General features: G+C 71.1%; 27 protein-coding genes. 5 read left to right on the top strand and 22 right to left on the bottom strand.

What is annotated here, in order from left to right; all coding sequences use genetic code 11:
• Nucleotides 1-138 precede the first annotated feature (138 nt).
• The 5 genes from AC3WT4_RS17240 to AC3WT4_RS17220 all read left to right on the top strand — a co-directional run bounded on the left by AC3WT4_RS17240 (nt 139) and on the right by AC3WT4_RS17220 (nt 4,329).
• Entirely contained in the window at nt 139-627 is a 489-nt protein-coding gene (locus AC3WT4_RS17240) for a hypothetical protein (protein WP_492316024.1), read from the top strand.
• Between the two features lie 200 nt (nt 628-827).
• Nucleotides 828-1,880: a PDDEXK nuclease domain-containing protein gene (locus AC3WT4_RS17235; RefSeq protein WP_492316023.1), complete on the top strand. Its 1,053-nt coding sequence runs from the start codon at nt 828-830 to the stop codon at nt 1,878-1,880.
• Between the two features lie 86 nt (nt 1,881-1,966).
• Nucleotides 1,967-2,440 (top strand): hypothetical protein, encoded by a 474-nt coding sequence (locus AC3WT4_RS17230; protein WP_492316022.1) that lies wholly within the window; start codon nt 1,967-1,969, stop codon nt 2,438-2,440.
• A 163-nt stretch (nt 2,441-2,603) separates the two neighbouring features.
• Nucleotides 2,604-2,783 (top strand): hypothetical protein, encoded by a 180-nt coding sequence (locus tag AC3WT4_RS17225; RefSeq protein WP_492316021.1) that lies wholly within the window; start codon nt 2,604-2,606, stop codon nt 2,781-2,783.
• A 253-nt stretch (nt 2,784-3,036) separates the two neighbouring features.
• A complete protein-coding gene (locus tag AC3WT4_RS17220; RefSeq protein WP_492316020.1) occupies nt 3,037-4,329 on the top strand; it encodes a hypothetical protein in 1,293 nt (430 codons plus the stop codon).
• A 29-nt stretch (nt 4,330-4,358) separates the two neighbouring features.
• Here the strand turns inward: AC3WT4_RS17220 and AC3WT4_RS17215 are convergent, their stop codons facing one another.
• From AC3WT4_RS17215 to AC3WT4_RS17110, 22 genes are all read right to left on the bottom strand, one after another.
• Complete coding sequence (locus AC3WT4_RS17215) at nt 4,359-5,384, bottom strand: zeta toxin family protein (RefSeq protein WP_492316019.1); 1,026 nt, start codon at nt 5,382-5,384, stop codon at nt 4,359-4,361.
• A gap of 11 nt (nt 5,385-5,395) precedes the next feature.
• Nucleotides 5,396-5,848: a LysR family transcriptional regulator gene (locus AC3WT4_RS17210; RefSeq protein WP_237841217.1), complete on the bottom strand. Its 453-nt coding sequence runs from the start codon at nt 5,846-5,848 to the stop codon at nt 5,396-5,398.
• Between the two features lie 44 nt (nt 5,849-5,892).
• Entirely contained in the window at nt 5,893-6,324 is a 432-nt protein-coding gene (locus AC3WT4_RS17205) for a DUF192 domain-containing protein (RefSeq protein WP_492316018.1), read from the bottom strand.
• Entirely contained in the window at nt 6,321-7,103 is a 783-nt protein-coding gene (locus tag AC3WT4_RS17200) for a Fic/DOC family protein (protein ID WP_492316017.1), read from the bottom strand. The genes AC3WT4_RS17205 and AC3WT4_RS17200 overlap by 4 nt, the downstream gene beginning before the upstream one ends.
• Nucleotides 7,100-7,300, bottom strand: a complete 201-nt coding sequence (locus AC3WT4_RS17195; protein WP_024841890.1) for an antitoxin VbhA family protein — start codon at nt 7,298-7,300, stop codon at nt 7,100-7,102. The genes AC3WT4_RS17200 and AC3WT4_RS17195 overlap by 4 nt, the downstream gene beginning before the upstream one ends.
• A gap of 53 nt (nt 7,301-7,353) precedes the next feature.
• Entirely contained in the window at nt 7,354-8,376 is a 1,023-nt protein-coding gene (locus AC3WT4_RS17190) for a toprim domain-containing protein (protein WP_492316016.1), read from the bottom strand.
• A 1-nt stretch (nt 8,377) separates the two neighbouring features.
• Nucleotides 8,378-8,614 carry a glutaredoxin-like protein NrdH gene (gene nrdH, locus AC3WT4_RS17185; protein ID WP_459257020.1) on the bottom strand — a complete coding sequence of 79 codons (237 nt, stop codon included), beginning with the start codon at nt 8,612-8,614 and terminating at the stop codon, nt 8,378-8,380.
• A gap of 348 nt (nt 8,615-8,962) precedes the next feature.
• Nucleotides 8,963-9,859, bottom strand: a complete 897-nt coding sequence (locus tag AC3WT4_RS17180; RefSeq protein ID WP_492316015.1) for a hypothetical protein — start codon at nt 9,857-9,859, stop codon at nt 8,963-8,965.
• A 415-nt stretch (nt 9,860-10,274) separates the two neighbouring features.
• The gene (locus tag AC3WT4_RS17175) at nt 10,275-10,661 is read right to left on the bottom strand and encodes a DUF732 domain-containing protein (RefSeq protein WP_492316014.1); all 387 of its coding nucleotides are present in this window, start codon (nt 10,659-10,661) and stop codon (nt 10,275-10,277) included.
• Nucleotides 10,649-11,359, bottom strand: a complete 711-nt coding sequence (locus AC3WT4_RS17170; protein ID WP_492316013.1) for a hypothetical protein — start codon at nt 11,357-11,359, stop codon at nt 10,649-10,651. Before AC3WT4_RS17170 ends, AC3WT4_RS17175 begins: the two co-directional genes overlap by 13 nt.
• A gap of 204 nt (nt 11,360-11,563) precedes the next feature.
• Entirely contained in the window at nt 11,564-12,505 is a 942-nt protein-coding gene (locus tag AC3WT4_RS17165) for a DUF3560 domain-containing protein (protein ID WP_492316012.1), read from the bottom strand.
• Nucleotides 12,506-12,585: 80 nt separating this feature from the next.
• Nucleotides 12,586-12,885 carry a hypothetical protein gene (locus AC3WT4_RS17160; RefSeq protein ID WP_492316011.1) on the bottom strand — a complete coding sequence of 100 codons (300 nt, stop codon included), beginning with the start codon at nt 12,883-12,885 and terminating at the stop codon, nt 12,586-12,588.
• A 152-nt stretch (nt 12,886-13,037) separates the two neighbouring features.
• A complete protein-coding gene (locus tag AC3WT4_RS17155) occupies nt 13,038-13,370 on the bottom strand; it encodes a hypothetical protein (RefSeq protein WP_114552837.1) in 333 nt (110 codons plus the stop codon).
• Nucleotides 13,371-13,445: 75 nt separating this feature from the next.
• A complete protein-coding gene (locus AC3WT4_RS17150) occupies nt 13,446-13,841 on the bottom strand; it encodes a DUF6573 family protein (RefSeq protein ID WP_492316010.1) in 396 nt (131 codons plus the stop codon).
• 945 nt (nt 13,842-14,786) lie between these two features.
• The gene (locus AC3WT4_RS17145; RefSeq protein WP_492316009.1) at nt 14,787-16,199 is read right to left on the bottom strand and encodes a ParB/RepB/Spo0J family partition protein; all 1,413 of its coding nucleotides are present in this window, start codon (nt 16,197-16,199) and stop codon (nt 14,787-14,789) included.
• A gap of 586 nt (nt 16,200-16,785) precedes the next feature.
• On the bottom strand, nt 16,786-17,817 hold the full coding sequence (locus tag AC3WT4_RS17140) for a DUF4192 domain-containing protein (protein ID WP_492316008.1): 1,032 nt from the start codon (nt 17,815-17,817) through the stop codon (nt 16,786-16,788).
• A gap of 452 nt (nt 17,818-18,269) precedes the next feature.
• Nucleotides 18,270-18,428, bottom strand: a complete 159-nt coding sequence (locus AC3WT4_RS17135; RefSeq protein ID WP_492316007.1) for a hypothetical protein — start codon at nt 18,426-18,428, stop codon at nt 18,270-18,272.
• A gap of 25 nt (nt 18,429-18,453) precedes the next feature.
• Entirely contained in the window at nt 18,454-18,930 is a 477-nt protein-coding gene (locus AC3WT4_RS17130) for a ParB family protein (RefSeq protein WP_492316006.1), read from the bottom strand.
• The gene (locus AC3WT4_RS17125) at nt 18,930-19,817 is read right to left on the bottom strand and encodes a ParA family protein (RefSeq protein ID WP_492316005.1); all 888 of its coding nucleotides are present in this window, start codon (nt 19,815-19,817) and stop codon (nt 18,930-18,932) included. Before AC3WT4_RS17125 ends, AC3WT4_RS17130 begins: the two co-directional genes overlap by 1 nt.
• Before the next feature lie 152 nt (nt 19,818-19,969).
• Nucleotides 19,970-21,577, bottom strand: coding sequence for a MarR family transcriptional regulator (locus AC3WT4_RS17120; RefSeq protein ID WP_492316004.1), 1,608 nt, complete (start codon nt 21,575-21,577; stop codon nt 19,970-19,972).
• Between the two features lie 392 nt (nt 21,578-21,969).
• Nucleotides 21,970-22,260, bottom strand: coding sequence for a hypothetical protein (locus tag AC3WT4_RS17115; RefSeq protein ID WP_170963580.1), 291 nt, complete (start codon nt 22,258-22,260; stop codon nt 21,970-21,972).
• A 58-nt stretch (nt 22,261-22,318) separates the two neighbouring features.
• Nucleotides 22,319-22,636, bottom strand: a complete 318-nt coding sequence (locus tag AC3WT4_RS17110) for an ArsR/SmtB family transcription factor (protein WP_264032394.1) — start codon at nt 22,634-22,636, stop codon at nt 22,319-22,321.
• Between the last annotated feature and the right edge of the window lie 198 nt (nt 22,637-22,834).

Raw genomic sequence — 22,834 nt, 5'->3', positions numbered from 1 at the left:
CCTCTGGTCTCCTCAGGGCAGGCAGCAAGCACCCACCGTTTTCACCATATGCGTTCGCATCTCTGTGGGCAACGGCGGCGCGCCCGAGGGCGCACGCGGTCCCCACCATGTCGGTGGCGGTCGCTACTTTCACCCATCGTGACGGAAGCAGTCTGGGTAGCGCTCTGCGGCGGCGTAGGGGCCGCCTTGGTCGGCGTATGGGGACCAGTCCTCCTGGTGGCTCACACACGCCGTGTTGAGCGGCGCGACGCACGAGAGCTGAGAACCGCCAACGGCGTCGCGGCGATCGTGCGCGCCGCCACAGCACTGCGCAATCGGCTCGGCCTCGCACGCTTCCGCCACGCGAACGAGGAGCTCCTCGCCCTCGTCGATGCGGTCACCGACTTCTCTGCGACCGAGCTGAAGGCCCATCCCCGAGTCTGCCTTTGGCTCCTTGACCGGCTGGACGAGATAAGCGGTCGCATGGAGCGTGTCGAGAGAGAGCGCTGGTCCCGGCATCACCTCGAGAACCTTGAAGATGTGACCATCGTCCTCGCCGAGACTGTCGCGACCCTCACCACCTGGCACCAAGGTCTCCTGAAGCCGGAAAGGCTGACCCTGCCAGGACAAGCGAGCACCAACGACTGAGACGCAAAGTGCATCCCCAGTCTCTGTCGCCCCCCGACCTAACCGCGGAGCCCCGTGAAGATCCAACCGCGAGACGGGCTGCGTCCCTGGTGCCACGACCGTGCCGCTCGGCTCAATCGCCCTTGATTCGGCAGTAGCCAGACGGGTCACACGCGCACCAGGGTCCCGCGCCGCAGTTTGGGCTCTGTGAGAATGATGCCGTGAGCTCCAGCGACGTCACGCCGGCCGGGTACGCCGAGCTGCTCGAGCGCCTCAAGGACCGGGTCCGCACGAGCCAGGTGCGCGCTGCCCGGGCCGCGAACACCGAGCTCCTGCGGCTGTACTGGTCCATCGGGCGCGACATCCTCGACCGCCAGCAGGCCGCGGGATGGGGCGCAAAGGTCGTCGACCAGCTCGCCGCCGACCTGCGCGCGGAGTTCCCCGACCAGCGCGGTTGGTCGCGCCGCAACCTGCTCTACATGCGCGCAGTCGCCCAGGCCTGGCCCGACGAGGACGCGTTCGTGCAACAAGCTGTTGCACAACTGCCCTGGGGCCACGTCACCGTTCTGCTCACCCGCCTCGACGACCCAACCCGTCGCGACTGGTACGCCGCCCAGGCCGCGGAGCACGGCTGGTCCCGCGCCGTGCTCGAGAACCAGATCGCCTCGCACCTGCACCAGCGCATCGGCGCCGCACCAACGAACTTCACCACGCACCTGACCCCGGCGGACTCCGAGCTCGCCCAACAGCTCGTGCGCGACCCCTACGTCTTCGACCACCTCGGCCTGACCGGACGCGTCAACGAACGCGACATGGAACAAGCCCTGATGGACAAGCTCCAAGACACCCTGCTCGAGTTCGGGCACGGCATGGCCTTCGTCGGCCGCCAGGTCCGCTTCACCGTCGCAGGCGACGAACTCGTCATCGACCTACTGCTCTTCCACGTCGAACAGCTGCGCTACGTCGTCGTGGAGCTCAAGATCGGCCAGTTCGAATCAGGACACGTCGGCCAGCTCGGCACCTACGTCGCCCTCGTCGACGACCGCCTACGCAAGCCCGACCGCCACGCCCACACCGTCGGCATCCTCCTCGTCGCCGGCCGCAACGAAGCCATCGTCCGCTACGCCCTCGCCGGCGCACCCGCACCACTCGCCGTAGCCAACTACACCTACGACAGCCTGCCCCCCGACGAGCAAGCCGCACTCCCCCGCGCCGACGAACTCACCGCCATCCTCGAGCACGCCGCCGGCGACGAGCCCGCAAACCAGACGTAACGACCCTTATCGGCGTCCGGGTGATCGCCCGCCCAAGTGCTTCCCAACCGTTCCCCCACCAGGGCCTGACCTGACAGGATGGCGTCATGGCACAGTTTTTCGTACCCCAGCCGCCCGACTGGCCCGCTGGAACCCCGGAAGAGCTGTACGCCCAGTTTGCGAAGTTCGCCAACTCCCCGCCGTTGCCCCCTGACCGTCGCATCGAGTCGATCACGTTCATGCACGACGGTGAGGAGTGGACCGCAACCGTCGGGGAAAAGCTCCACGGACGACGCCGCCGAGCGCCGCGTCGGGGGCAATCACGGAGCACCGACGAGGCGCTGCATGATCGGGCTACTGTGCTGGCGATCTACCGGGGCCTGAGCACGATGGTCGTCACGGACGCCTTCGTGCCGGGTCGCTCGCGCTGGCACAACCCCTTCATGGCGGGTGACGCACCTCGGATCACGCTGTTCGATCCCCCCACGCCCGGGGGACACGACGACGGCGAAGGGGGCGAGCCATCGACGAGCCCTGACGACGGCCCCGAAGCTGGCACCGCTACGGATGCAGCATCATGACGTTGGTCGTGTAGGTCGTCTCGACCCCGAAGCCCGTTCCGAACTGCTTCGGGGGCCCTGTCACCGAGCCGTGGAAACGGCCAGCGCAGGAGCACTCACAGTCCCAGTACGTCTCTGGCTTCGCCGTCCAGCACTTCTCTGCGCACTTGGTTTGCGTCGATCCGTGCAGAACCAACTCGACCGGCATGCCGAGCATGCCGGGCAGCCGTTCGATGAGCACGGGAAGATGATCGCGAGCCACTTCGAAACACCGAAGGTCGCGGTTGTACTGCGGGTGAGTCCGCTCGCCGCAGAGCTGCTTCAGGAGGACAAAGTTCCCTCGTCCGCTCTGCCGGAACGGTAGCCAGACCTGGAGGCGGCCGCGTAGTGGTCGAACGATCCTCGCCATGGCCCGAACGTATCCGCTCTCGCCGAGTCAGTCAGCAGTGCTGGACGCGATTCGCACTGCTCGCGCAGCTCGACGAGCGATCGCACGACTACGCTCTCCCCGGAACAAGGAGGCGGTCAGGGTGGCGTGGAAGTGGTGGGAGAACCTCTGGAGTCGCATGCGGGCTCCGGCTTCGGACTCGTCGGCTCCGACTGCTTCGCCTGCACAGGTGGCACTCGAAAAGGTCTTCACGCCGAGCACCCCGGCGGAGGGGTCCTACGTCGAGCGCCCGGTTCAGGAAGCCGATCTTCGCCGAGCCCTGAGCACTCCAGGCACCCAGACCGTCGTGTACGGCGAGTCAGGTGCGGGCAAGACCTCGATGACGGTTCGCGTTCTGACGGAGATGGGTCGCGAGTTCATCGTCACCCGCTGCGAGGCTGGAAGCGACTACACGAAGGTCCTCACGTCCGCCTTCCACCAGCTCGGCGTGGTGACGAGCACGAGTCACACAAACACCGACAACCGAAGCCTCAACGTGTCCGGGGGTGTCCCCTCAATCCTTGAGGCCGGAGGACAATGGGAGGTCGGGCGCGAGAAAGAGTACGCCCCCGTTGTCAGCGCGCCAGTCGACGCCGAGAATCTTGTTGGGCATCTCGGAAAACGCGAGAAGGTCTGGGTGATAGAGGATTTCCACAAGACCAGCGCCGAGACCAAGGCCGCGCTGTCACACGCGCTCAAGATTTTTAGTGATAGCGGGCCTACGTATCCCAAGACTCAAGTGATCGTCCTCGGCGCAGCGGACACTCCCGTCGAAGTCTGGGGTACCCCGGACGCGAACCTGCGAGACCGGCTCGCGCACATCGAGCTGCCGCCTCTGACCGACAAAGAGCTCGGAGCTCTGCTCGACAAGGGCTCGTCGCTGCTCAACGTCGACTTCTCCGAGGTCCAGCAGGAGATCATCCGTCACTCCGTCGGGCTCGCCGGAGTGACGCACGGTCTCGCCTTCGAGTGCTGCTACGCATCCGGCGTCAGGGCTCCACAGCAAGAGCGGGTGTCGATCACGAAGCAGGTGCTGGCTGTCGCCAAGTCGAGCTACAGCCGCACGCGGCAGGTCGCGATCAAGGATGCGTTCGAGAAGGCGCTACGTGTCAAGCGTTCCGTGACCTACAACAATCATTCCATCATCGTCAAGGCGCTCGCCACACTTGGTGAGCGAGGGGGAACGCACGCTGAGATCCTTGCCGCCATCAAGAGGGACCACCCTGCCTACCCGTCGAGCAACCTGACCATCTACCTGCGCGAGCTCCAAGGCGAAGACCGCGGGGCGGTAGTGCGAAAGACAGCCACGGGGTATTTCCGCTTCGAGAAGCCGCTGATGCACTCCTATGCCCGGCAGCTCTTCGACATCAACTCCGCCGACGAGATCTTCTGGTCTGACATTGCGGCCACCCAGGTCGAGAAGGCGGCCGCGGCGCAGAGTCTCGTTGGTGCCGACGGAGGCGACGGGCAGGGCGAGGAGTAGAGCGACCTGGCCGCCATCGCGACATCCCGCTAGCGCTCCACCTCAGGTCCTGTGCGCTTCGGCTGAGGCGCCGCTGGCCGGCGCTGTTGGGGCGGGAAGCTTGCCCGGGCGCTGCGGGCCGCGTTGGCGGCGCTACGGTCTACGAGGCCGGCGTTCGGGCCGCGCACCTGGTCCACCTCGATGACGCGCGGCCGGTCGTTCGCGGGTGTCCAGTAGCGGCGGAAGCTCGTGACGCTGCTGCACTCGTGGGCGACGCGCTCGGCGGACTCCTGGGAGATCGCGCGGAGCCCCTCCCCCGCGTACACGCCGCGTGCGTAGTCCTCGGGGACCCAGCGGCCGCCGTGGCGGTACTTGGGTTCGCCGCCGAGCGCCTTCGTGTAGGCCTCGCGCCAGCGTTGGGCGATCCTGGCGGCCGAGACGTCGTAGGGCACCTCGACGTCGACGACGTCGACGCGGTAGCCGGCGCGCTCGAGCTGGTGCCCGAGCTCGACCGCGGCGTCCGGCTTGGACAGGACGGAGTCGATGACGACGTTGGCTCCGGCGCGGATCGCTTCTTCGCGCACGACCTTGGCCAGCGCGGAGGACTCCTCGTGCACGAGGGCGGCGAAGTCGAGCGGGAAGAACCGCTCCCCCTGGGCCTCGAGCTCGCGCACGGCGGGTGGCTTGATGAACGTCTCGTAGGACCCGTCGGCCGCGGCCGCGTCCAGGAGCTGGGTCTTGATCTCGTCGGGGTCGACCTCGAGCCACCGGCGCCGGCTCTCGCTGCTGGGATCGCCGATCAGCTCGTCCAGGATCCGCGACTTGCCGGCGCCTGGCGGGCCGGCGAGCACGATGGCCCGCTTGTCGTGCGCGACCTCGTTCTCCATCGTGGCGCGGAAGCGGCCGAGGATCTTCTGGTGCAGCTCCTCGCGCATCGGGGTGGGCATCCCGGGGGTGAAGAACCAGGCCGGGTTCGCGATGGTGGCGTGCGGGCTCTCGCGCGACAGGGGCGCGCCTGGTGCCGACAGGGCCCGGACAGTCTGGGCATGGCGGTCAACTTCGGCGGCCGTCGTCACGGCCTGGGAGCCTAGTTCGTCTGGTGCGCCTGGCCCACCGCGACATACATGTCCTGGTCGATCAGGCCCTCGCGGTAGGCGCGCACGACCTCCTCAAGCGTGTGCGTCCCGGGCGCGTCGACGACCAGGGCGTCGTACCCGTCGCTGCGCGCGATCGGGTCGTACGGCCAGCGCACGAGCTCCTCCAGCGCGCGGTCGCGGTCCAGCTCCCCTGCGGCGTACCGCTGGGCGATCTCGTACGGGCTCGCGCCGGAGAACCCGGGCCGGACGTCGTCCACGGCCCGGGCGGTCTTGAGCGCCTGGCTCACCGCGGACTGCGTCACGTGCAGCTCGGCGGCCAGCTCGCTCTGCGTCATCGTCGTCGCGAGCGCGCGCAGCGTCCGCTGGTAGGACAGCTCGGTGACCGAGCGCCGACTGCGCAGCCGGCGCAGCTCCTCCACGGTGGGCTGATCGATGGTCGACATGCTCACCACCTCCATTCATTAGGCATCTTATACCGCGTGGTTCATCAGGGCTCGCGCAGCGTCACCACGTCGCCGGCGGCTACGTCGGCCAGGGCTCCGGCCGGTACCTCGAGCAGCGCGGTCGCTGGGCCCGGTGCGGTCGACCGCGGGCAGGTCGTCTGGTCGACCTCGGTGCACGGGTCGAGGGTCGCAACGCCAATCACGCGGTCATCGTCGATCCAGGCGACGTCGATCGGGACCTGCATGCCGGCCATCCACATCTGGTGCTCGGCGCGTTCTCCGAACTGGAACAGCATCCCGGTGTCGGCAGGGATCTCCTCGCGGCCGGCCAGGCCTTCCTTCTGCTCGTTGGCACTGTCCGCGAGCTCGACGGCGAACACCTCTCCCCCGACCTCGACCGTGGCCTCGGCCCGCGGCGAACTGCACGCGGCGACGACGGCGACGGCCAGGACGGCGAGGCCGCGGCGCGGGTTCATCTCCCGTAGTCCCTGCCGGGTGCTCCCGGTGCGGGACGGTTGACGCGCGCGACGGCCGGCGCGGTGGCGGACGGCCGGGCGGTGGACGGCGGTCGGGAGGCGGCGACCAGGCGCAGGGCGTCGTTCACGTGGTCGTCGATCGCGCCGGCCTTGGTGGTGATGCGCGCGAACATGGCGCGCAGCGGGCCGCGGTCTCCCGTGCGGGCCAGGCGGGAGGCCTGGTCGTTCTCGGACTCGTATCCGGGCCGGCCGAGCGTCACCTTGGTCCAGTCCAGGCGGTGGCCGGACTCGCGGGCCAGGGCGGTGATGAACTCGCGCTGGACGCGCCCGTTGCCCTCCCGGAAAGGGTGGGTCTGGTTGACGATGTCGTAGACGCTGGCGAGCGCACCCGGCACGGCGCTCGGGTCGAGGGTGCGCAGGTTGTCGGTGTCGCGCAGGTAGGTCGCGACGGCGTCCATCGCGTCGTCGATCCGGTCCAGCGGCGCGAACCAGCCGTCTCGGCTCTTGCGGATCGACACGGTGCGCACGTCCCCGGCCCAGTCGTACACGTCTTGGAACAGGTGCCGGTGGATCGCTCGCAGCCCGGCGAGGTCGTATGTCGCGGGCAGCCCGTGCTCGCGCAGGGTCAGCGCCCGGGCCTCGACGCGCCGGTCCTCGCGCTCGCGCAGCATCTCGGGTGTGGTGGCGCCGACGCGGTTACGCAGGGTGCGCCCGTCGGCGAGTAGATACCCGTCCCAGCGGGCGTGCTCGTCGCCGCTCTCCCAGGGGCGTTCGGTCAAGGGCTGGCTCCGTCCTGGTCGCTGTCGAGCGCGATCGTCTGTCGCATCAGTTCCTCGGCGTCGATCTCGCCGCGGACGTACTTGTCCTGGATCGCGCGGGCGGCGTCGCTGGTGCGTCCGCCCTCGAGCTGGGTGCTGTGTCGGATGCGCTGGGCATCGTCGGCGCGCTGGGCGCGCTCCTCGTCGCTGATCGGCATGCTCTTCCTCCCGGTCCTGGCGCATGCCAACCTAGCCGGGCCCAGATGCCGGCTCAGGTGGTGCCGCGCGCGGCGGCCGCGGCGATCGCGAGCTCGCCGGCGATCACCCCGAGGTCGGTGTGCGGGGCCAGGCGGGCGTGCAGCTGCGTCCCGACGCGCGACAGCGGCAAGTCCGCGATGCGCGCGACGAGCGCGGCTACGGCCCGCACGGCGTTCACACGCCCCTCGACGGTCGTCAGGTCGTGACGAGCCAGGACGACGTCGACGACGACGGACACCAGGCTCTGGGGCTGGGCCAGGCGCTCGGCGAGGGCCTGGCCGTGGCCGTCCTGGATGAGCTGGGCGGGGTCGGTCCCGTCGGGCAGGACCAGGGCACCGGCGGTGCCGGCTTCGTCATCGGTGAGCAGGTCCCATGCGCGCACGGCGGCCGCCTGGCCGGCAGGGTCGGCGTCGAACGCGAACACTGCTAGGGCGACTGCGTCGGCGTGGATCGCGCGCACGCGCTCGAGGTGGGTCGCGGTGAGCGCGGTGCCGCAACCGGACAGCGGCACGACGGGTGACCCGGTGCGGCGGATGGCCTCGACGTCCAGGGCTCCTTCGACGACCACGACCCGCGCGCCGGCCTGGATGCGGCGGACCGCGGCCGGGTCGATCCCGTACAGGTCCCGAGACTTGTCGAACGCGAGCGTCGTCGTGGTGTTCAGGTACTTCGCGGGGGCGTCGTCGACGTCGTCGGCCGCGGGGCTGCGTCGGGCGGTGAAACCGATGATCGCGCCAGTCTCGTCGCGGTAGGGCAGGACCAGGCGGTCACGGAAAACGTCCCCCACTCCCCCAGCCTTGGTGCGGAACGCGAGGCCGGCCGCCACGAGCTCGTCGGGGCTGTACCCGCGGCCGCGCATGCGTCCCACGAGCCGGGCCCATCCCTCGGGCGCGTACCCGGCCTGCAGGCCGCGCAGACCGCGCCGGGCGAGGTAGCCCCGGGTCCAGTCCTCGGCCTGGTTCGCGTTCCAGCGCCAGTACTCCCACGCGGCGGCGTTGATCGCCACGACCCGCTCACGGGTGAGCTTGACGGTCATTTCAGGCCTCCTGGCGGGCTGCGAGGGCGGTGATCCGGTCGGGCCGGAAGCCGGCCCACGACTCTTCGCCGGCGACGACGACCGGGGCCTGGAGGAACCCGAGCGCGCGCACACGCTCGAGCGCATCGTCGTCGGTGCTGATGTCCACCACGGAGTACTCGATGCCCTTCTTGTCGAGCGCGCGGTACGTCGCGTCGCACTGCACGCACGCCGGCTTGCTGTACACGGTGACCTTGATGCTCTGGCTGGCCATGATGCCCTCCCCCACGTCGTTTTTCGGACCGTCCCTGCAAGCGAAGCGTTTGGCCGACAGCCGTCCCAGGACGCACCCGCAGGGCGCGAGCAACGCGAGCGAGTCGGGATGCCCACCTGGTCGCGAAGTTCTCGGCGGGCTCAACGAGCGCAGCGAGTGCAGCCGAGAAGTTCGCGGGCAGGCGGGCCGTAGCGCAGCGGAGCCGACTTGCGCCCGGGGACGGCCGGCCACACTCGGAGCCAGGGACGGACCGAAGACTCAGAACGCTCGTCAGCCGCGGCCCGCAGGGCTGCGCCAGATCGTGCGCGGCGCTCCGTCGCCGGGCACCGTGGTTCACGCCACGGCCGTCTCGCCGCGGTCCGTGGCCCACTGCATCTGGGGCTGGTTCGCGGGCTGGTTCAGGACGACGTCGTGCTTGCGCAGGACCCGGTTCACCGTCGACCGCGACCACGGCACGCGCTGTGCGAGGTCCCGCTCGGAGCGCGCCTCGCGTGCGAGCTGAAGAATCAGGGCGTCGCGCTGGTCGGCGGACATGGTGCGCGGGTCCAGGTCGGCGCTCGACCGCGCCACGCGGCTCGTGTTGACCGGCTCGACCACGACCGCCTCGTCCTCGGCGGGCTCTGCGACCGGCTCGACCTGCGCCGTCTCGTCAGGCTCGTGCGTCGGCGAGGGGGCCTCGTCGGGACTCGCGTCAGACTCGACAAGCGGCGCGGCAGCTGCCGGAGCGACCACCGGGCCGGCGCTCTCGACGGCGACCGGCCGGGGGCGGCGCACGCCGAGCAGGTGGGAGAGCGCGGCGCCCATGCCCATGACGGCGACGGGGACGCACGCGACGCCGACGACGACCTGCCAAGGAGCGCGCTCGATGCCCGCGGCGTGGAGCAGGTGGTAGGTGATCTGGCCTGCGGCACCGATGACGAGGGAGGCCAGAACAGACCAGCCGGCGAACGAGCGCGCGGCGGGCCGGATGTTGCGGTGGGTGAGCCAGACGCCAAGGGCGAATGCGGCGTAGACCTCCATGCCCAGCGGCAGCGTGATCGCAAGGTTCAGGGTGAGGTCCATGATCCCGGGGAGCAGGTTCACCGGGCCGAAGCCGGACATCTGGCCCAGGTCGACCCAGCCGCCCCAGATCGCGACGAAGGCGCCGGCGGCGAGAAGGACGACAGGCCAGCGCGGGAACGACTCGTAGGTCTCGGCCGGGGCCTGCTGAGCCGTCGTCGGCTCAGGCATGGGCCGGTAGGGCCGAACCAGCGAGCCAGCGAGAGCGAGGGGCCCACGAGAGGGGTTCATCATGCCTCCAATATCCGAACGCTTGCGTTCTAGTTTAGCAGAAACAGAACGCTTTGGTTCTGTTAGCGTGGTCGGGTGAGCAAGGAATCTGGGCCCGGCGGGCCGCGTGATCCGGGCCCCGGGCCGCGCGGGCTGTACGACAGCGCGCGCCTGGCTCAGCGGCTCGGCGTCTCGCCGGTGTCGTTGCGCACGGCCCGGCACCGCGGGGTCGACTGGCTACCCGATCCGGCCGGCGAGCTCAACGGCGGCCCGGTGTGGACCGCGGAATCCCTCGAGGGCATCGAGGACCGTCGCCGGGGCGCGGGGCGGCCGCGTCGGCAGGGGTGACTAGAGTCAGCTTCAAGCGTGCTCGGGTTCAGTAGAGCAAGTCACGCGGAACCTTCTGCGGGCAGTAGACCTGCGCGGCGCCAAGGGCCAGCACCTGAGCGGTGAAGTCATCGGTGTCCAGCGTCTCGGCGACGTGATCGGTCGCCTCAGACAGCGCCAGATCGTCGCCGCTGACCTTGGCGCACACGCCATGTCCGGCAGCGAGGAGGTCGTCTCGCGGGAACTCGATGTCTGAGTTCTGGCCTAGAGCCTCGTCCACGAATGCGAGGAAGCGTTCGTCGTCTTCGCTCGTCCCGCAGCCAGTGACGAGTAGCCCGACCACCACTGTCGCGAGCAGCGCTCCTACGCCCCTGGATCGCACCGCGTCACCGTACCGGGCGGCACTGTGGGCGACCCGAGCCGTCACGCGATCCACGCATCGAGGGTGCGGCGAGTGATGCCTGCTCGTGCGGCGAGGTCGACCTTCGTGTGCAGCTGGGCGCGGTAGAGACCGCGGACTGCGGTGCGGAGCAGCGCGCGCTGGTGTGCCTCGTCGACGTCGGCGGCGCCGCTGGTGGGGGTGCCGTTGGCGGTGAGCTCGGCCAGGAGCCGGTCCCCGTGGGTGGCGTACCAGGCTGCGGCGAGGACGTCGTCGCGGGGTCCGAGCTCGAGGACGTGCGCGGCGAGGCGGGCGGTGACGGGCACGAGCCCGGTGCCGCTTGCGTGGGTGAGCCAGGCGGCCACGAGCCGGACCGGGCGCACGCTCGCCGGCAGCGGGTCGGGCAGGTCCTTGAACGCGCGGCGCAGGTCGAGGGCGCCTTGCATTCGCGTGTCCCAGTCCCATGAGCCGATCGCATCGCCCGCGTGGGCCAGGGCGTCGGTCCACGGCTCACGGTCGGCCTCGGGCTGGGCCAGGGCGAGCAGGCGCAGAGTGTGCGCGGCGCACTGGCCGGCGGACAGGGTCCGCCGGGCGGCCTTGTACCCGGTGCGCACGCGGACCTGTCCGGCCTCGGCCGCGGCCCACGCTCCCCCATCGCCGGCAGGCGGCGCCGCGGCCGCGCGGACCTGCTCCAGCAGGCCGAGGATCGGACCGGCGTGCTCGTCGGGCAGGGCGTCGACGCGGCGGGTCGTCATGGGTGGGGCACCTCGGGGTTGCAGGCGGTCGTGAGCCGCGCCGGAGGCGGGGGGTGTGGGGGGCGGCAAGTCCCCCACGGCGGCGCGGCGGGTAGGGGTGAGCCTACGGGTTCGGGGTGCGGTGGCGGTCGTCATGGCGGGTCTCCTCGTGTCGGTACGGGCTGGGCCAGGGCAGGCCGGGCGCGGCCCGCCCTGGCTCGGGGGTCATGCTGCGGTCGCGGGCTGGTGGTCGGTGACCTCGTGCCAGGGCGCGCGGTCGGTCCAGGAGTAGCCCGTCTCGACGCTCACGGTCCTGGTGTTGACTCGGACGACGCGGCGCCAGTCGCCGCTGATCTTCACGGCGTCACCCTTGGCGACGTTGTGCGGCCCGTAGTCGGTGACCGTGCCGTCCGCGATCTGCTGGGCGCGCACGCCCTGCCAGTGCGCGAGGTTGTCGCGGGCCTCGGCGATCGCCGGCTCGAGGCGACGACGGCGCCGCGCCTGCTCGTGCTCGGTCGCGGGCCGATATCCCGTGTCGGGGTCGTAGACCGGCGCGACCAGCTCGCGCTCGTACTTGCGGATCTGGGCGGCCAGCCGGTCGATCCGGTTTCCGACGGTCACCGGGCTGTATCGGGCGCCGGTCGTCGCCGTGGCGGTCGCTGCGGCCTGGTGGGCGGCGTCGGCGTCGCGTTGGGCGTGGACGGCGGTTCCGAGCGTGGACCAGGCGCGTTCGGTGTCGCGGCGGTGGCGCTTCTCGGAGTGGTGGCCGATCTTGATCGGCTCCCCGCCCTCGGGCAGCCGCTCGACGGCGGCCTCGTGCCGCGCGTAGGCGGCCGCGGCGGCGCCTGCCTTGCGCTCGGCCTTGGCTGCCAGCGCGTCGACGCGGGCGGCCTGGCGGGCGATCTTGTCGGCCTCGACGACGGCGGCCGGGCGGGCCGTGTCGTCGATGGTGACCTCGACGTCGTGACCGGCCTCGCGCAGCGCGGCCGCGGTCGTCTCGATCGTGCGCACCTTGGCGGCGCGGTCGCGCGACTGCGGCACGTACCAGGTGCCGAGGTTGCGGCTCCAGCGCCAGCGGTGGGCCTTGAGGACGACGTTGGTGCCGTCGCCGCGCTCGGTGCCGTCGATGAGGGTTCCTGCCTCGCGGGTGTGGGTGATGGTCAGCATGGTTCGCTCCTGCTCGCGTCTGGGGTGTGGTGGGCCAGCCGGTGGGCCGGGGGTTTCCCTCTCCGGCCCACCGGGGCACGTCACGCGCGCAGAGCGGCCCTCTGCCCGAGCCGGGTGGACCACTGCTCCGGGCTGACGGGGCGCAGGAGCCCGCCGACGACGTCGAAGTTTGTACGGCCCTTCCACGTGCCGCGGGTGGCGTGGTCGCCGCTGGCGAGGATGTTCGTCGCGGACAGCGTCCGGTGGTCCGCGCGGTCCATGCGGTCGAGCAGGTCGTTCAGGTTCTCGCCCGTGCGCGCGGCGCGCTGCTTGGCGAGCTCGATGCTGCGGTCGAACGCCTCGCGGGCGAGAGACGGGATGGCGGCGGTGTTCTGAGCCACGGAGGCCCTCCTTCGCGTTGGTGTCGGGTGGCCGGTGGTCTCCGGCCGTTGTGTGCCCTTCCAACAACTCAAGTATACATTCTTAGCACGTACATGTATACCTCAGTTGAAAGGCGGGCCGGGCGTGGTTGGCGCCCGGCCCGCTGGTTGGCTCAGTCGAAGAGCTGGCCGGCCTCGTCCTCGGCTGCCTCGTCGGCGGCGTCGATGGGGTCGCGTCCGGCGTCGTAGTCCTCGCGCCAGGGGCGGTCCGCGATGTCGCGGTGGGTGAGCCAGATTTGGCGCGTGAGCCGGAGGTCGACCAGGGCGAGCCAGAGCGCGAAGTCAGCGTCTCCGTTCGCGTACTCGGTGACGTACCGGTCGGGGTAGCCGGTCAGGCGGTGGCGGATGCGCTCCTCGAGGGCGGCGCGCTGCTCGCCCTCGAGCTGGGCAGGGTGGCAGTTGATCGCGGCCACGCGCTGACGCATGGTCTGGTGCTCGGTCGTCATGGTGGTTCCCTTCGTGGGCCGGGCTGGTTCTGGTGGTCCGCGGCGGGCCGGTCGTCGGCCCGCCGCGGGTGTAGGTCAGTCCTCGCCGGGGAGGCTGATCGTCACGACCGGTGCGGCGGTGTCACCTGGGCCGACGTGAAGCACCAGGTCGAGGTCCTGGGCCTCGACCTGGCCCGGGGCGTTGGGAACTCGGGCCACGGTGAACCGGGAGCGGCCAGCGCGAGCCGCGATCGTGGCGAGCCAGAGCACGTCCCACAGTCGCCCGGTCTCGTCCTGCCCGGCTTCGTGCTCGGGGTTCCACGCGACGGCCTCGGCGTGGGCCGCCTGGGTGAGCGCGACGGGCCAGCGGAACCCTGCTTCCTTGGCCAGCGGTCCGGCGTCGACGAGCACGCCGTCCGCCATGGCCTGGGCGCGGGTATACGTGTGGATCGGCGGGCCGAACACACCTTTGGTGGGGATGGTGGTGGTCATGGTGACCCTTCCTGCCAGGTGGTGGGTGGCCGGTGGTCCCGACCGTTTTTCGCCCCCTCCTGGCGTCGCAATCACCGCCCGGATAAGCGGCCCGGAGTGCAACCGACCGGTCCCGGACTGGCGGGGCTCGTCGGCCGAGCTCAGGGAGCGCAGCGACCGCAGGCCGACGAGTTTCGACGGTCCGGGACGCGCAGCGAGGTCGGTTGCGCGCAGGGTCGCGCGGGCGATGATGGAGAGCCAGGAGGGGAAGAAAACCGCGCGCAGCGCGGCAACCGCGGCCGCGCAGCGGCCACGACTCGGGTCCCGGCCACCGGCCGGGAACACCACGCACTCCGGCGAGACTCGACCACCACAGCCAGCCCGACCACTCCCCCACCGGCCGCCGGCCGGCCCCGGGCTCAGTCGTGCTTGATCACGAGCTCGACGACAACGACGACGGCGCGCGCCACCGTGGAAGCCACCGCGGCCCACTCGCCGCCTGGCCACCGCGGGAGCCGTGGTCGGCCGGTCGGCCGGTCGGCGTGCTCGGCCGGTGGCCGGTGGGGGCCCGGTCGGTTGGCGGGAGGGGTCTTGCCCGGTCGGTTCGGTGTCGCCCAGCGTGGGTAGTTTCGTCCCGCGTCGTTCGTCATGGTGTTCCCCTCGTCGTCATGTGGTCCGTCGCGCCGGCGATCTGGCGCGATCACTGATGGAAGGTGACCGGTGGTGCCTGGCTGTGACGCCCTCCTGCTCACAACCAACGGGCGAACCGGAGGGCCGTGTGACAGTGGGCGTGGTGCGAAGAACGGGCGAGGAGTGCCGTCGCGACGTCGACGAGCGGAGGCGGGGGTCCGGGGGGCGGCAGCTCCCCGGTGCCCGTGCCGGCCCTCGATGGGCCGGTAGGGGCAGCACCACGCAAACGGCACGCGGCCCGCAGGGACTCCCCCACGGACCGCGCGCTGGGCTGGGCTACTTCTTCTTGGGTGCCTTCCCTCGGGCGATCTTCTCGACGTCGCTGAGGACGTAGCCCCAGGTCTCCAGCGCGCCCAGGTACTCGGACAGGCTGCCCTCATGCCGCCAGGACTGGACCCCGGTCCCGGTCTCGCACGCGGCCAGGCAGAGCACGAGCGCGATGTGCTGCGCCCTGCCCGCCGTGGCCTTCGCGGCGGCCTGGGCGATGCCCTGGCTGCGGCCCCGGTACGCGCTCGTGGCGGGCTTGATCCCGAGCCACTGCGCGGCCAGTTCGTGGTCCTTGTCGGCCCCGTGCCCCAGGGTGTGGGTGCCGGTCGCGATCCGTGCGGCGATGAACGCGGCCGCTCCGGTGGGGGCGGTCTTGCGCTGGGAGAACTCCGCGAGCCACTTCCGTCGGACGACTTCGGCGGACTTCCATGACTTGTTGTTCTCGATCACCCGGCGGCGCTCGGCCTTCTCCGCCTCGCTCATCGACCCCTTGCGCTGGGTGCTCGCGGTGCCGTACCGGTCGCCGTGGCCGTGCTTGCGCCAGTTCGTGCAGACGTAGACGACCTCGACCCGCTGCCACTGGGCCGAGATGTAGGCCGCGTGGCCGGGGCATTCGGCGTGCGTGTCCACGGTGAGGTCGGTGCCGTTCGGGTCGTCGGCGGCGGGCTTGAGGCTGTCCAGGCGCTTGATCTTGGCGTCGTCATAGGCGGGCCGGGGAATCTCGGTCACGTTCTGCGCGGCCAGCGTGTCGCGCGCCGCAGCGACCTCGGCGGCGCGCTGGCGGTCGTCTCGGGCACGCTGGGCCGCGTGGGCGAAGCCGTTCGGGTCCTCGACGGCGACGGCGGTCAGGCTCTTGACGGTCTCGGGGTCGTCCTCGAACTCCGTGATCGCGGCCGCGACGTCGAGGGGCAGGTCGTACTTGGCCTGGACGGCAGCGCCGAACTTCGACCCGGCGACCGTGAGCGCGCTGGCCACGACGCCCTTGTCCGTGCCGGTGCGCTTGGCGATCTGCGCGGCGCTCAGCCCGATGAGCGACAACTGCTGGAACGCGGCGGTGCGGTGGCTGTCGCGCATGTCCTTGCGGTGGTCGTTCTCGGCCAGCTGCTCGATGATGCGGCGGGCCTCGTCCTCGGTGCCATCGATGATCTGTACCGGGATCGTGTCCCGCTGGGCCTCCACGGCGGCCAGTGTGCGGCGCTGCCCTTCGAGAACGACCAGAGTTCCGTCCTCGGCGCGGCGGGCGCGGACGGCCTGCAAGACGCCGTGCTGCTTGATGGAGCCGACGAACGCGGGGGTGAGGTCCGCATCGGCGCGCACGTTGACGCCGACGACGAGCGTTCGGGGGTCGACGTGGGCGAACTCGACGCTCTCGGGGGCTGGTGCCGACCCGACCTCGATGGACGTTGCTGCGGTGGTGGTCATGGTGACCCTTCCTGCCAGGTGGTGGGTGGCCGGTGGTCCCGACCGTTTTTCGCCCCCTCCTGGCGTCGTAATCACCACCCGCGCGGGGCCCCGGGCCGCAACCCGCGGTCCGGCCCGACGGCGGGGCCGGTTTGCGCGGACACGCTTTTCGTCCGCGCGGGCCGGTTTCGACGGCGGGCCGGCGCCGAAGGCGAGCGGGTTGCGGCACGGGGTGCGCGGGTGATGATGAAGAGCCAGGAGGGGAAGAAAACCGCGCGCAGCGCGGCAACCGCGGCCGCGCAGCGGCCACGACTCGGGTCCCGGCCGAAGGCCGGGGGCACCACCCACCCCGGCGAGCTCGACCACCACAGCCAGCCCCACCCCTCCCCCACCGGCCACCGGCCACCGGCCACCGGCCGGACCATCTGCCCACCGATGGCTCGCAGTGGTCGCATCGTCGTCGCCGCCGCCCCGCGCTGAAGGCGGGGGTTCGGGGGGCGGCAGCTCCCCGGTGCCCGTGCCGGCCCTCGATGGGCCGGTACGGGCAGCACCACGCGCGACGACGCGCGGCCCGCAGGGGCTACCCCACGGGCCGCGCGCGGGGCGGTCAGTGCGCGTCGCGTTCGCGCGCGACCCAGGCGGGAGGCATCCCGACCTGGATGGCGGTGTTGAGCAGGAGCGCGAGCCGGTAGGACTCGTCACTGCGCAGCGCGCGGGCGAACGCGTCGCCCGCCGCCGGGCTCTGCCCGTGCCACCAGGCCACCAGGCCCCAGAGGGTCCAGGCGGGGGCGCTGGTGGGCACGTGGGCGACGATCTGGGCGAGGAGGTCGGAGGCCGCGTCTGCGGCGTGGCCCGGGCGCTCGCCCACCTTCGGGTCAACGATCGCCGCGACCGCCCGCCCGGTCGCCTCGTCGGGTGCGTTTCCGGCGGCGGTCTCGGTCACGGTGTCGGGGTCGATCCCGGGGACCATGGACAGCAGCGCGGCGTCGCGCACCTTGGTGTGCGTGAGCATCTGCGCCAGTTCGCCGTAGACCCCGGGGCCGCCGACCAGGCCCGTGAGCGCGAGCCGCCACGTGGCGAGCGCGTGCGTGGTCTGCTCGTCGGCGCTCTTCGCGGCCTGCTTCTCGGCTGCCCGCCGGGCCGTGGTCTGCGCCTCGGGCGTGGCCTCGGCGGGCAGCAGCCCGGCGCGGTCGCGGACCGGGGCGATGCCGAGGGCGACCATCTCAGCGGCGAGCACGCTCGTCGTGACATCCGACAGGGGGCGGACGACGGCGAGCGGGGCGTGCATGTCGACGTACCCGGCGGCGCTCACCTGGACGGCGTCCTGGACGTCGACGGCCTGCCCGTGCAGCGCTTCGGTCATGCTGGCGAGCGCGCGGTCGGCCTCCTGCCGGTCGTCGGTGTACAGGGCGAGCACGGCCGACGCGGCGCGGTCGTTCGCGATGTGCACGGCGAGCATGTCGGCCGTCTCGGGCGTCACGTCGGACAGGTCGGCGCGGGCTACCAGTCCGACCTGTCCCGTGGTCGACCGGCGCCCGACGACGACCAGGCTCTCGGTCGGCGCGTAGCCGATGCGCGCGGGGATGTAGGCGAGCAAGTCGGCGATGGAACGCGCACGGATCTGGGGCTGCTGAGCCACGTAGGGCTCCTTCCTGCCAGGTGGTGGGTGGCCGGTGGTCCCGACCGTTTTTCGCCCCCTCCTGGCGTCGTAATCACCACCCGCGCGGGGCCCCGGGCCGCAACCCGCGGTCCGGCCCGACGGCGGGGCCGGTTTGCGCGGACACGCTTTTCGTCCGCGCGGGCCGGTTTCGACGGCGGGCCGGCGCCGAAGGCGAGCGGGTTGCGGCACGGGGTGCGCGGGTGATGATGAAGAGCCAGGAGGGGAAGAAAACCGCGCGCAGCGCGGCAACCGCGGCCGCGCAGCGGCCACGACTCGGGTCCCGGCCGAAGGCCGGGAGCACCACCCACCGCCGTGAGCTCCACGCCCCAGCCGCCCACACCGCTCCCCCCACCGGCCACCGGCCGGGTCTGGGAACGACATCGCCCCGGTGTCCCTCATTCGAGGGATCACCGGGGCGGTGGAAAGAGTTGCTAGAGGTGCTCTGGGGCCGGGCCGTTCGGCCAGATCAGGTCTCCCACGACGAACCCGCTCGGACCATCTGCCAGGAGCCTGAGCAGGCTCCCTTCGACGTCACGCGCCGCAGGCATCGTCACCGTGACCGTGTGGGGGTATGTGAGGTCGATGGTCATGCGCTGCTCCTTCGGTCGGTGGCGGTCAGGACCCGATGGGCCGGCCCCTGCGGAACTCTCCTCGGTTCGCGGGGAACGGTTCGCCGTCGTTGAGCTCGTCCTCGAGGCGGGCTAGTTCGCGCTCGAGCGCGGTGTTGAGCAGCGCGGTCATGGAGACGTGGCCGCCGTCGAGGCCGGCAGTGCGCAAGACGGCTGTCTCGGCGCGGCGGATCAGGGCCTCTTGGAATCGGAAGGTCCGGGAGATCATGGCTGTGCCCACGGCGGCCTGCACCGGAGGTTCGGGCTCGGTCGCGCGCGGGCGCTGCGTCGGGGCACGTCGCGGCGTCGTGGCCGCGGGCGGAGCCTCGGGCCGGTTGTCCGGCTGCTTCGACGGCGCCGCCGGAGCTGCGGGTTCGGCTGGCTGCTGGACTACTGGAGCGGGCACCGCGGGGGTCGCGATCGGCTCGACGCGGGGCGTCAGGGAGATCGGGCTGGTTCCGCTGGGTCGCTTGCGCTCGACCATCAGGCGATCCTCTCGGCGTACGCGGGCAAAATCCGATCGATGATGCGCTGGGCGATCTCGTCGAAGATGCGGACTGTGGTGCGTCCGCGTTCGTCGTTCCAGGCGGTGAGCGAGACGCCGGCGGCATCGGCCTCTGCGAACCTCGTCCACTCGGGCACGTACGGCGGCGTGAGTTCCACTTCCACGTCGCCGGGGATGATCTTGACGGTGCGCAGGTCCCACACGAGGTCGCCGAAGCGCTCACGTAGGCCCTCGATCTGGAAATCCCCCTCGGCGGTCTGTCGGCGCCGTGTCACGAGGACTCCCCCGACGCGGAGCTCGGGGTTGGCGAGGTCGACGGCGTGCTGCGTCACGAAGTCGCTGACGCGGATCGCGGCTTCGACGGAGTCGTAGCCGGTGTCTGAAGGGATGACCACGACGTCAGCAGCGCTCATCGACATCTGCACCAGGTGGCCAAGGTCTGGGCGCGAGTCGATGAGGACGACGTCGTAGTCCTCGGTCCAGCCCGTGAGCGCCTTGCGCAGACGCCGGAACGCGCCGACGGTGCCGGCTTCGGCTTCGCGGTTGATGAGGTCGAAGCGGGCCGGAATCACGTCGATGTGCTTGGCCTCTGCCGTCATCTCGCCGGCGGCGTTCTTCCAGCCGCACTCGACGACTGCGCCCTCCCCGGCGCCCTCGGCGTTCGCGGCGATGGCCTCGGACACGCTCGGGATCGGGTTGGCGGAGTCCCACTCGATCCCGAGCCGTCGGGTGGCGTTCGCCTGCGGGTCCATGTCGACCACCAGGACGTTGAGCCCCTGGCGTGCGAGACCGGCTGCGGTCTGGACCGTGCATCCGGTCTTCTGGACTCCGCCCTTGTTGTTGGCGAAGAGGATCGTGACGGGCATCTTTGGCACCTCCTGGCGCAATGCAAGCATTGCAATGCTTGCTTTCGTTGCTGGACGCGCCGCGGCGCACGAGGAAGCATAGCAACTAATGGAATGCTTGCAATACTTGTAAGCCTTGCGTTGCTTGTAAGGCTTACAAGTATTGCCTACCCCTACGACGCGAGGCCGTCGACCAACGTCCACTCGCTCGCCTGCGCATCGTCTGGGGGCCACCACCAGGACTCGGCCGGGTCTGCGAGTTCGGCTGCTTCGTGCCGCGTGAGGTAGGTACGCCATGCGCGGCGCTGTGCGGCGTAGAGCCGGAGCTGGGCCTCGACACCCTCGAGGGCGCCGAGGTGCTCGGCGACGCGAAGCAGGGCGTCCGAGCGGGGGAGTAGGGACCCTGCGGTCCGATCGAGGAGTCCCCATGAGCTCAGCAGGTCGACGGCCTCATGGACAGCCCGGCGGGAGATACCGGTCGCGTCCACGAGCTGCGTGATCGTCTCTGCCTGCGCGTTCTCGACGGCCTCGAAGACGAGGGCCGCCACGTGGCCGAGGGCGCGGAAAGCTGGTCTCAGCGCATGCACCTTCCCGCGGTCCCACCGCAGGGCCGTGGCGCGGTCTGCCAGGTCCGACGGAAGGGTGAGTGCGTAGAGGTCGGCGTGCTCGCCACGGCCCTGCTCGAGCCGGTCGATCCAGCCGGCTCTCCCGAGCTCATGCAGCAGGACGGAGACGGTTGAGTGGTCCATCCCTGTCGCGATCGCCAGGGATCGGGTGCCGAACGAGACGTACCGGCTCCCGGTCTTGTGCGCTGCTTCTCCGAGAGCTCGCAGGAGGAACCGAGCGCCGTACCACTTCCGTCCGGGGAAGCGGTGTTGCTCTGTGGTGCGGAGGCAGGCTCGCCAGGTCCGGACGAAGGCGTGCTCGTCGCCGAGATCTGGGGTGCCCCCCTGTGACTCTTGGGCGCTTGTGTTGGATCTGTGCACAGTGTGACTCCCGGCCGTCGTGGCCGGATCGGCGTGCTGCGCGACGTGGCGTTGGGCGTTGTGCCAATCGCGTGCGAGGGCGCCGTGGCGTTGGGTGGGGGAGTAGCGGGCGTAGAGCGCTGCCAGTCCGGGCCAGCGTCCGTCGGTGAGGCGGGCGGCGACGTCGGCGAGGCGCCAGCCCGCGGCGGCCGCGCCGGCGATGACGGCTTGTCGTGCCTCGGACGGTGAGGGGTAGCGGCCGGTGTCGTACACGCCGTCGCGGGCGATACGCGTCAGCCGGGCCGAGAGGGCCCGGCCGCGGGCGGCCGAGCTGTGGGGGTCCGTAGCGGGCTCAGAGGCCCGGAGAGGGGCCTGTGCGGCCCGCAGGGCGTCGATCTGGGCGCGGTAGGCATGCTGGAGCGCGGCGACCGCTGCGGCTGGGCTGGGCCGGTGCAGGACGTCGACGGCGATGTTGAGGCTCATCGTGAGCGCCTGGTGGCCGCCCGTTGCGTGGGCGGCGCCGGGGACGCGGATGCAGCCGGTGCGCAGCGACTGGTGCGGTCCGGGGTCCATCGTGGGGTAGGCGGTGGCGATCGCCTCGACGAGTTCGCGGGCGCTGGTGTAGTCCAGGCGCTCGGTGAGCGGGACGTAGACGTGGCGGCCGCCGTTGGGGGAGACGTCGGTGATCACCCGAGCGCCGACCGATTCGAGCTCGCGCACGAGGCGTGTCGCGTCGGCGAGGACGCGCGCGGCGCCACCCCGTGAGGAGTCGAGGTCGAAGCACAGGGCGCGGCAGGTGCCGTCGTCGCCGTACACGCGCACGGCCGCCGGCGCCGAGGGCAGGGCGGCGGTCAGGGGGCGCTCGTCGCGGTCCCGGTACTGGATCCCGCCTGCGCGCCGTGATCCGAGGCGGACCCGCGGAGCGCCCGCGAGCAGGGGAGCGCAGGCGGCCCACTCTGCCGCCGCGACGTCGTGGGACGCACTGGACGTTCGTTCAGAATCGGGCGCGGGCAGGTCGACGCCGCTCGGTGTGTCGCCCTCGAATTCGTGTGCGAGGGCCCGATGGGTGCTTATGATGGTCTCCAGACAGCGACGCACCTGAGGGTGCGTCAATCGGGGCCCATCACCTCCGCGCCGCCAAGCTTGAGGGTGATGAGCTTCTGATCGTGGCCCGCCCCTTCGGGGGCGGGCCGCTCTGCGTTATGGGGTTATGCGCTCTTGCGAGGAGCGGCCTCCCGTCCATCGGCGATCACGAGTTCGAGCCCGTCCTGCTGGGTGGCCGACGACGGCCACCACTCGGGAACTCCGTTGTCGTCGAGCTCGCTGCGCGCGTGCTTCGCCAGCTCCTCGAGCACGAGGGCGAGCGACACGCCGGTGGCGTCCGCGATCTCGTCGAAGGTGGCCTTGGCGTCCTTGTCGATCTCAGCGAACAGGGACCGGCGCGTGTGAGCGTCGAGAGACCCGCGGGCCCGTCGTGTCCTCGCTGCCTTCGTAGCCATGCCCTGAAACTTAGCCATAGGCATATGGCGGCTGTGGGAGGACACGCCGGGCGTGTCGTCAGCGGCCGGCGATGTAGTCGCCGAAGGCGGCGCCCACCCGCTCGACCGCCTGGCGGTCCGCGCGCCACTGCACACGACGCCCCTGGCGCCGCTCGGGAGGCACGTCGGCAACCACCAGGCCCTCGCCTTCCAGGGCTCTGAGGTGACCCTGGACTGCTGGCCGCGTGGCTCCGAGCAGGTCGGAGAGTTCCGCGATCGTGAGCGTGCCGTGGAGTGCGAGGGCGCGCAGCACCTCGGCGCGCGCTCTGTTGCCGATGAGCTCAATGGCGACCTCGACCTCCCTAGGCATCCCGGGGGGCTTTGTGAGTCGCGGCATGGGCTTCATCCTGCCGGATGAGCACCCAACGCCCCGTCCCCCCGCTACTCATAATCTATCGTTACAAGTTGACCAGTGGTGCTTGATACGTGAACACGGATTGTGGCTGTGCCTCGACGTACCGGGGGGGGGGGGGGGGGGGGGGGGGGGGGGGGGGGGGGGGGGGGGGGGGGGGGGGGGGGGGGGGGGGGGGGGGGG

The sequence above is a fragment of the Cellulosimicrobium sp. EB106-03-01-XG111 genome, assembly GCF_058792115.1.
This window is presented reverse-complemented; position numbering and strand designations above follow the sequence as displayed.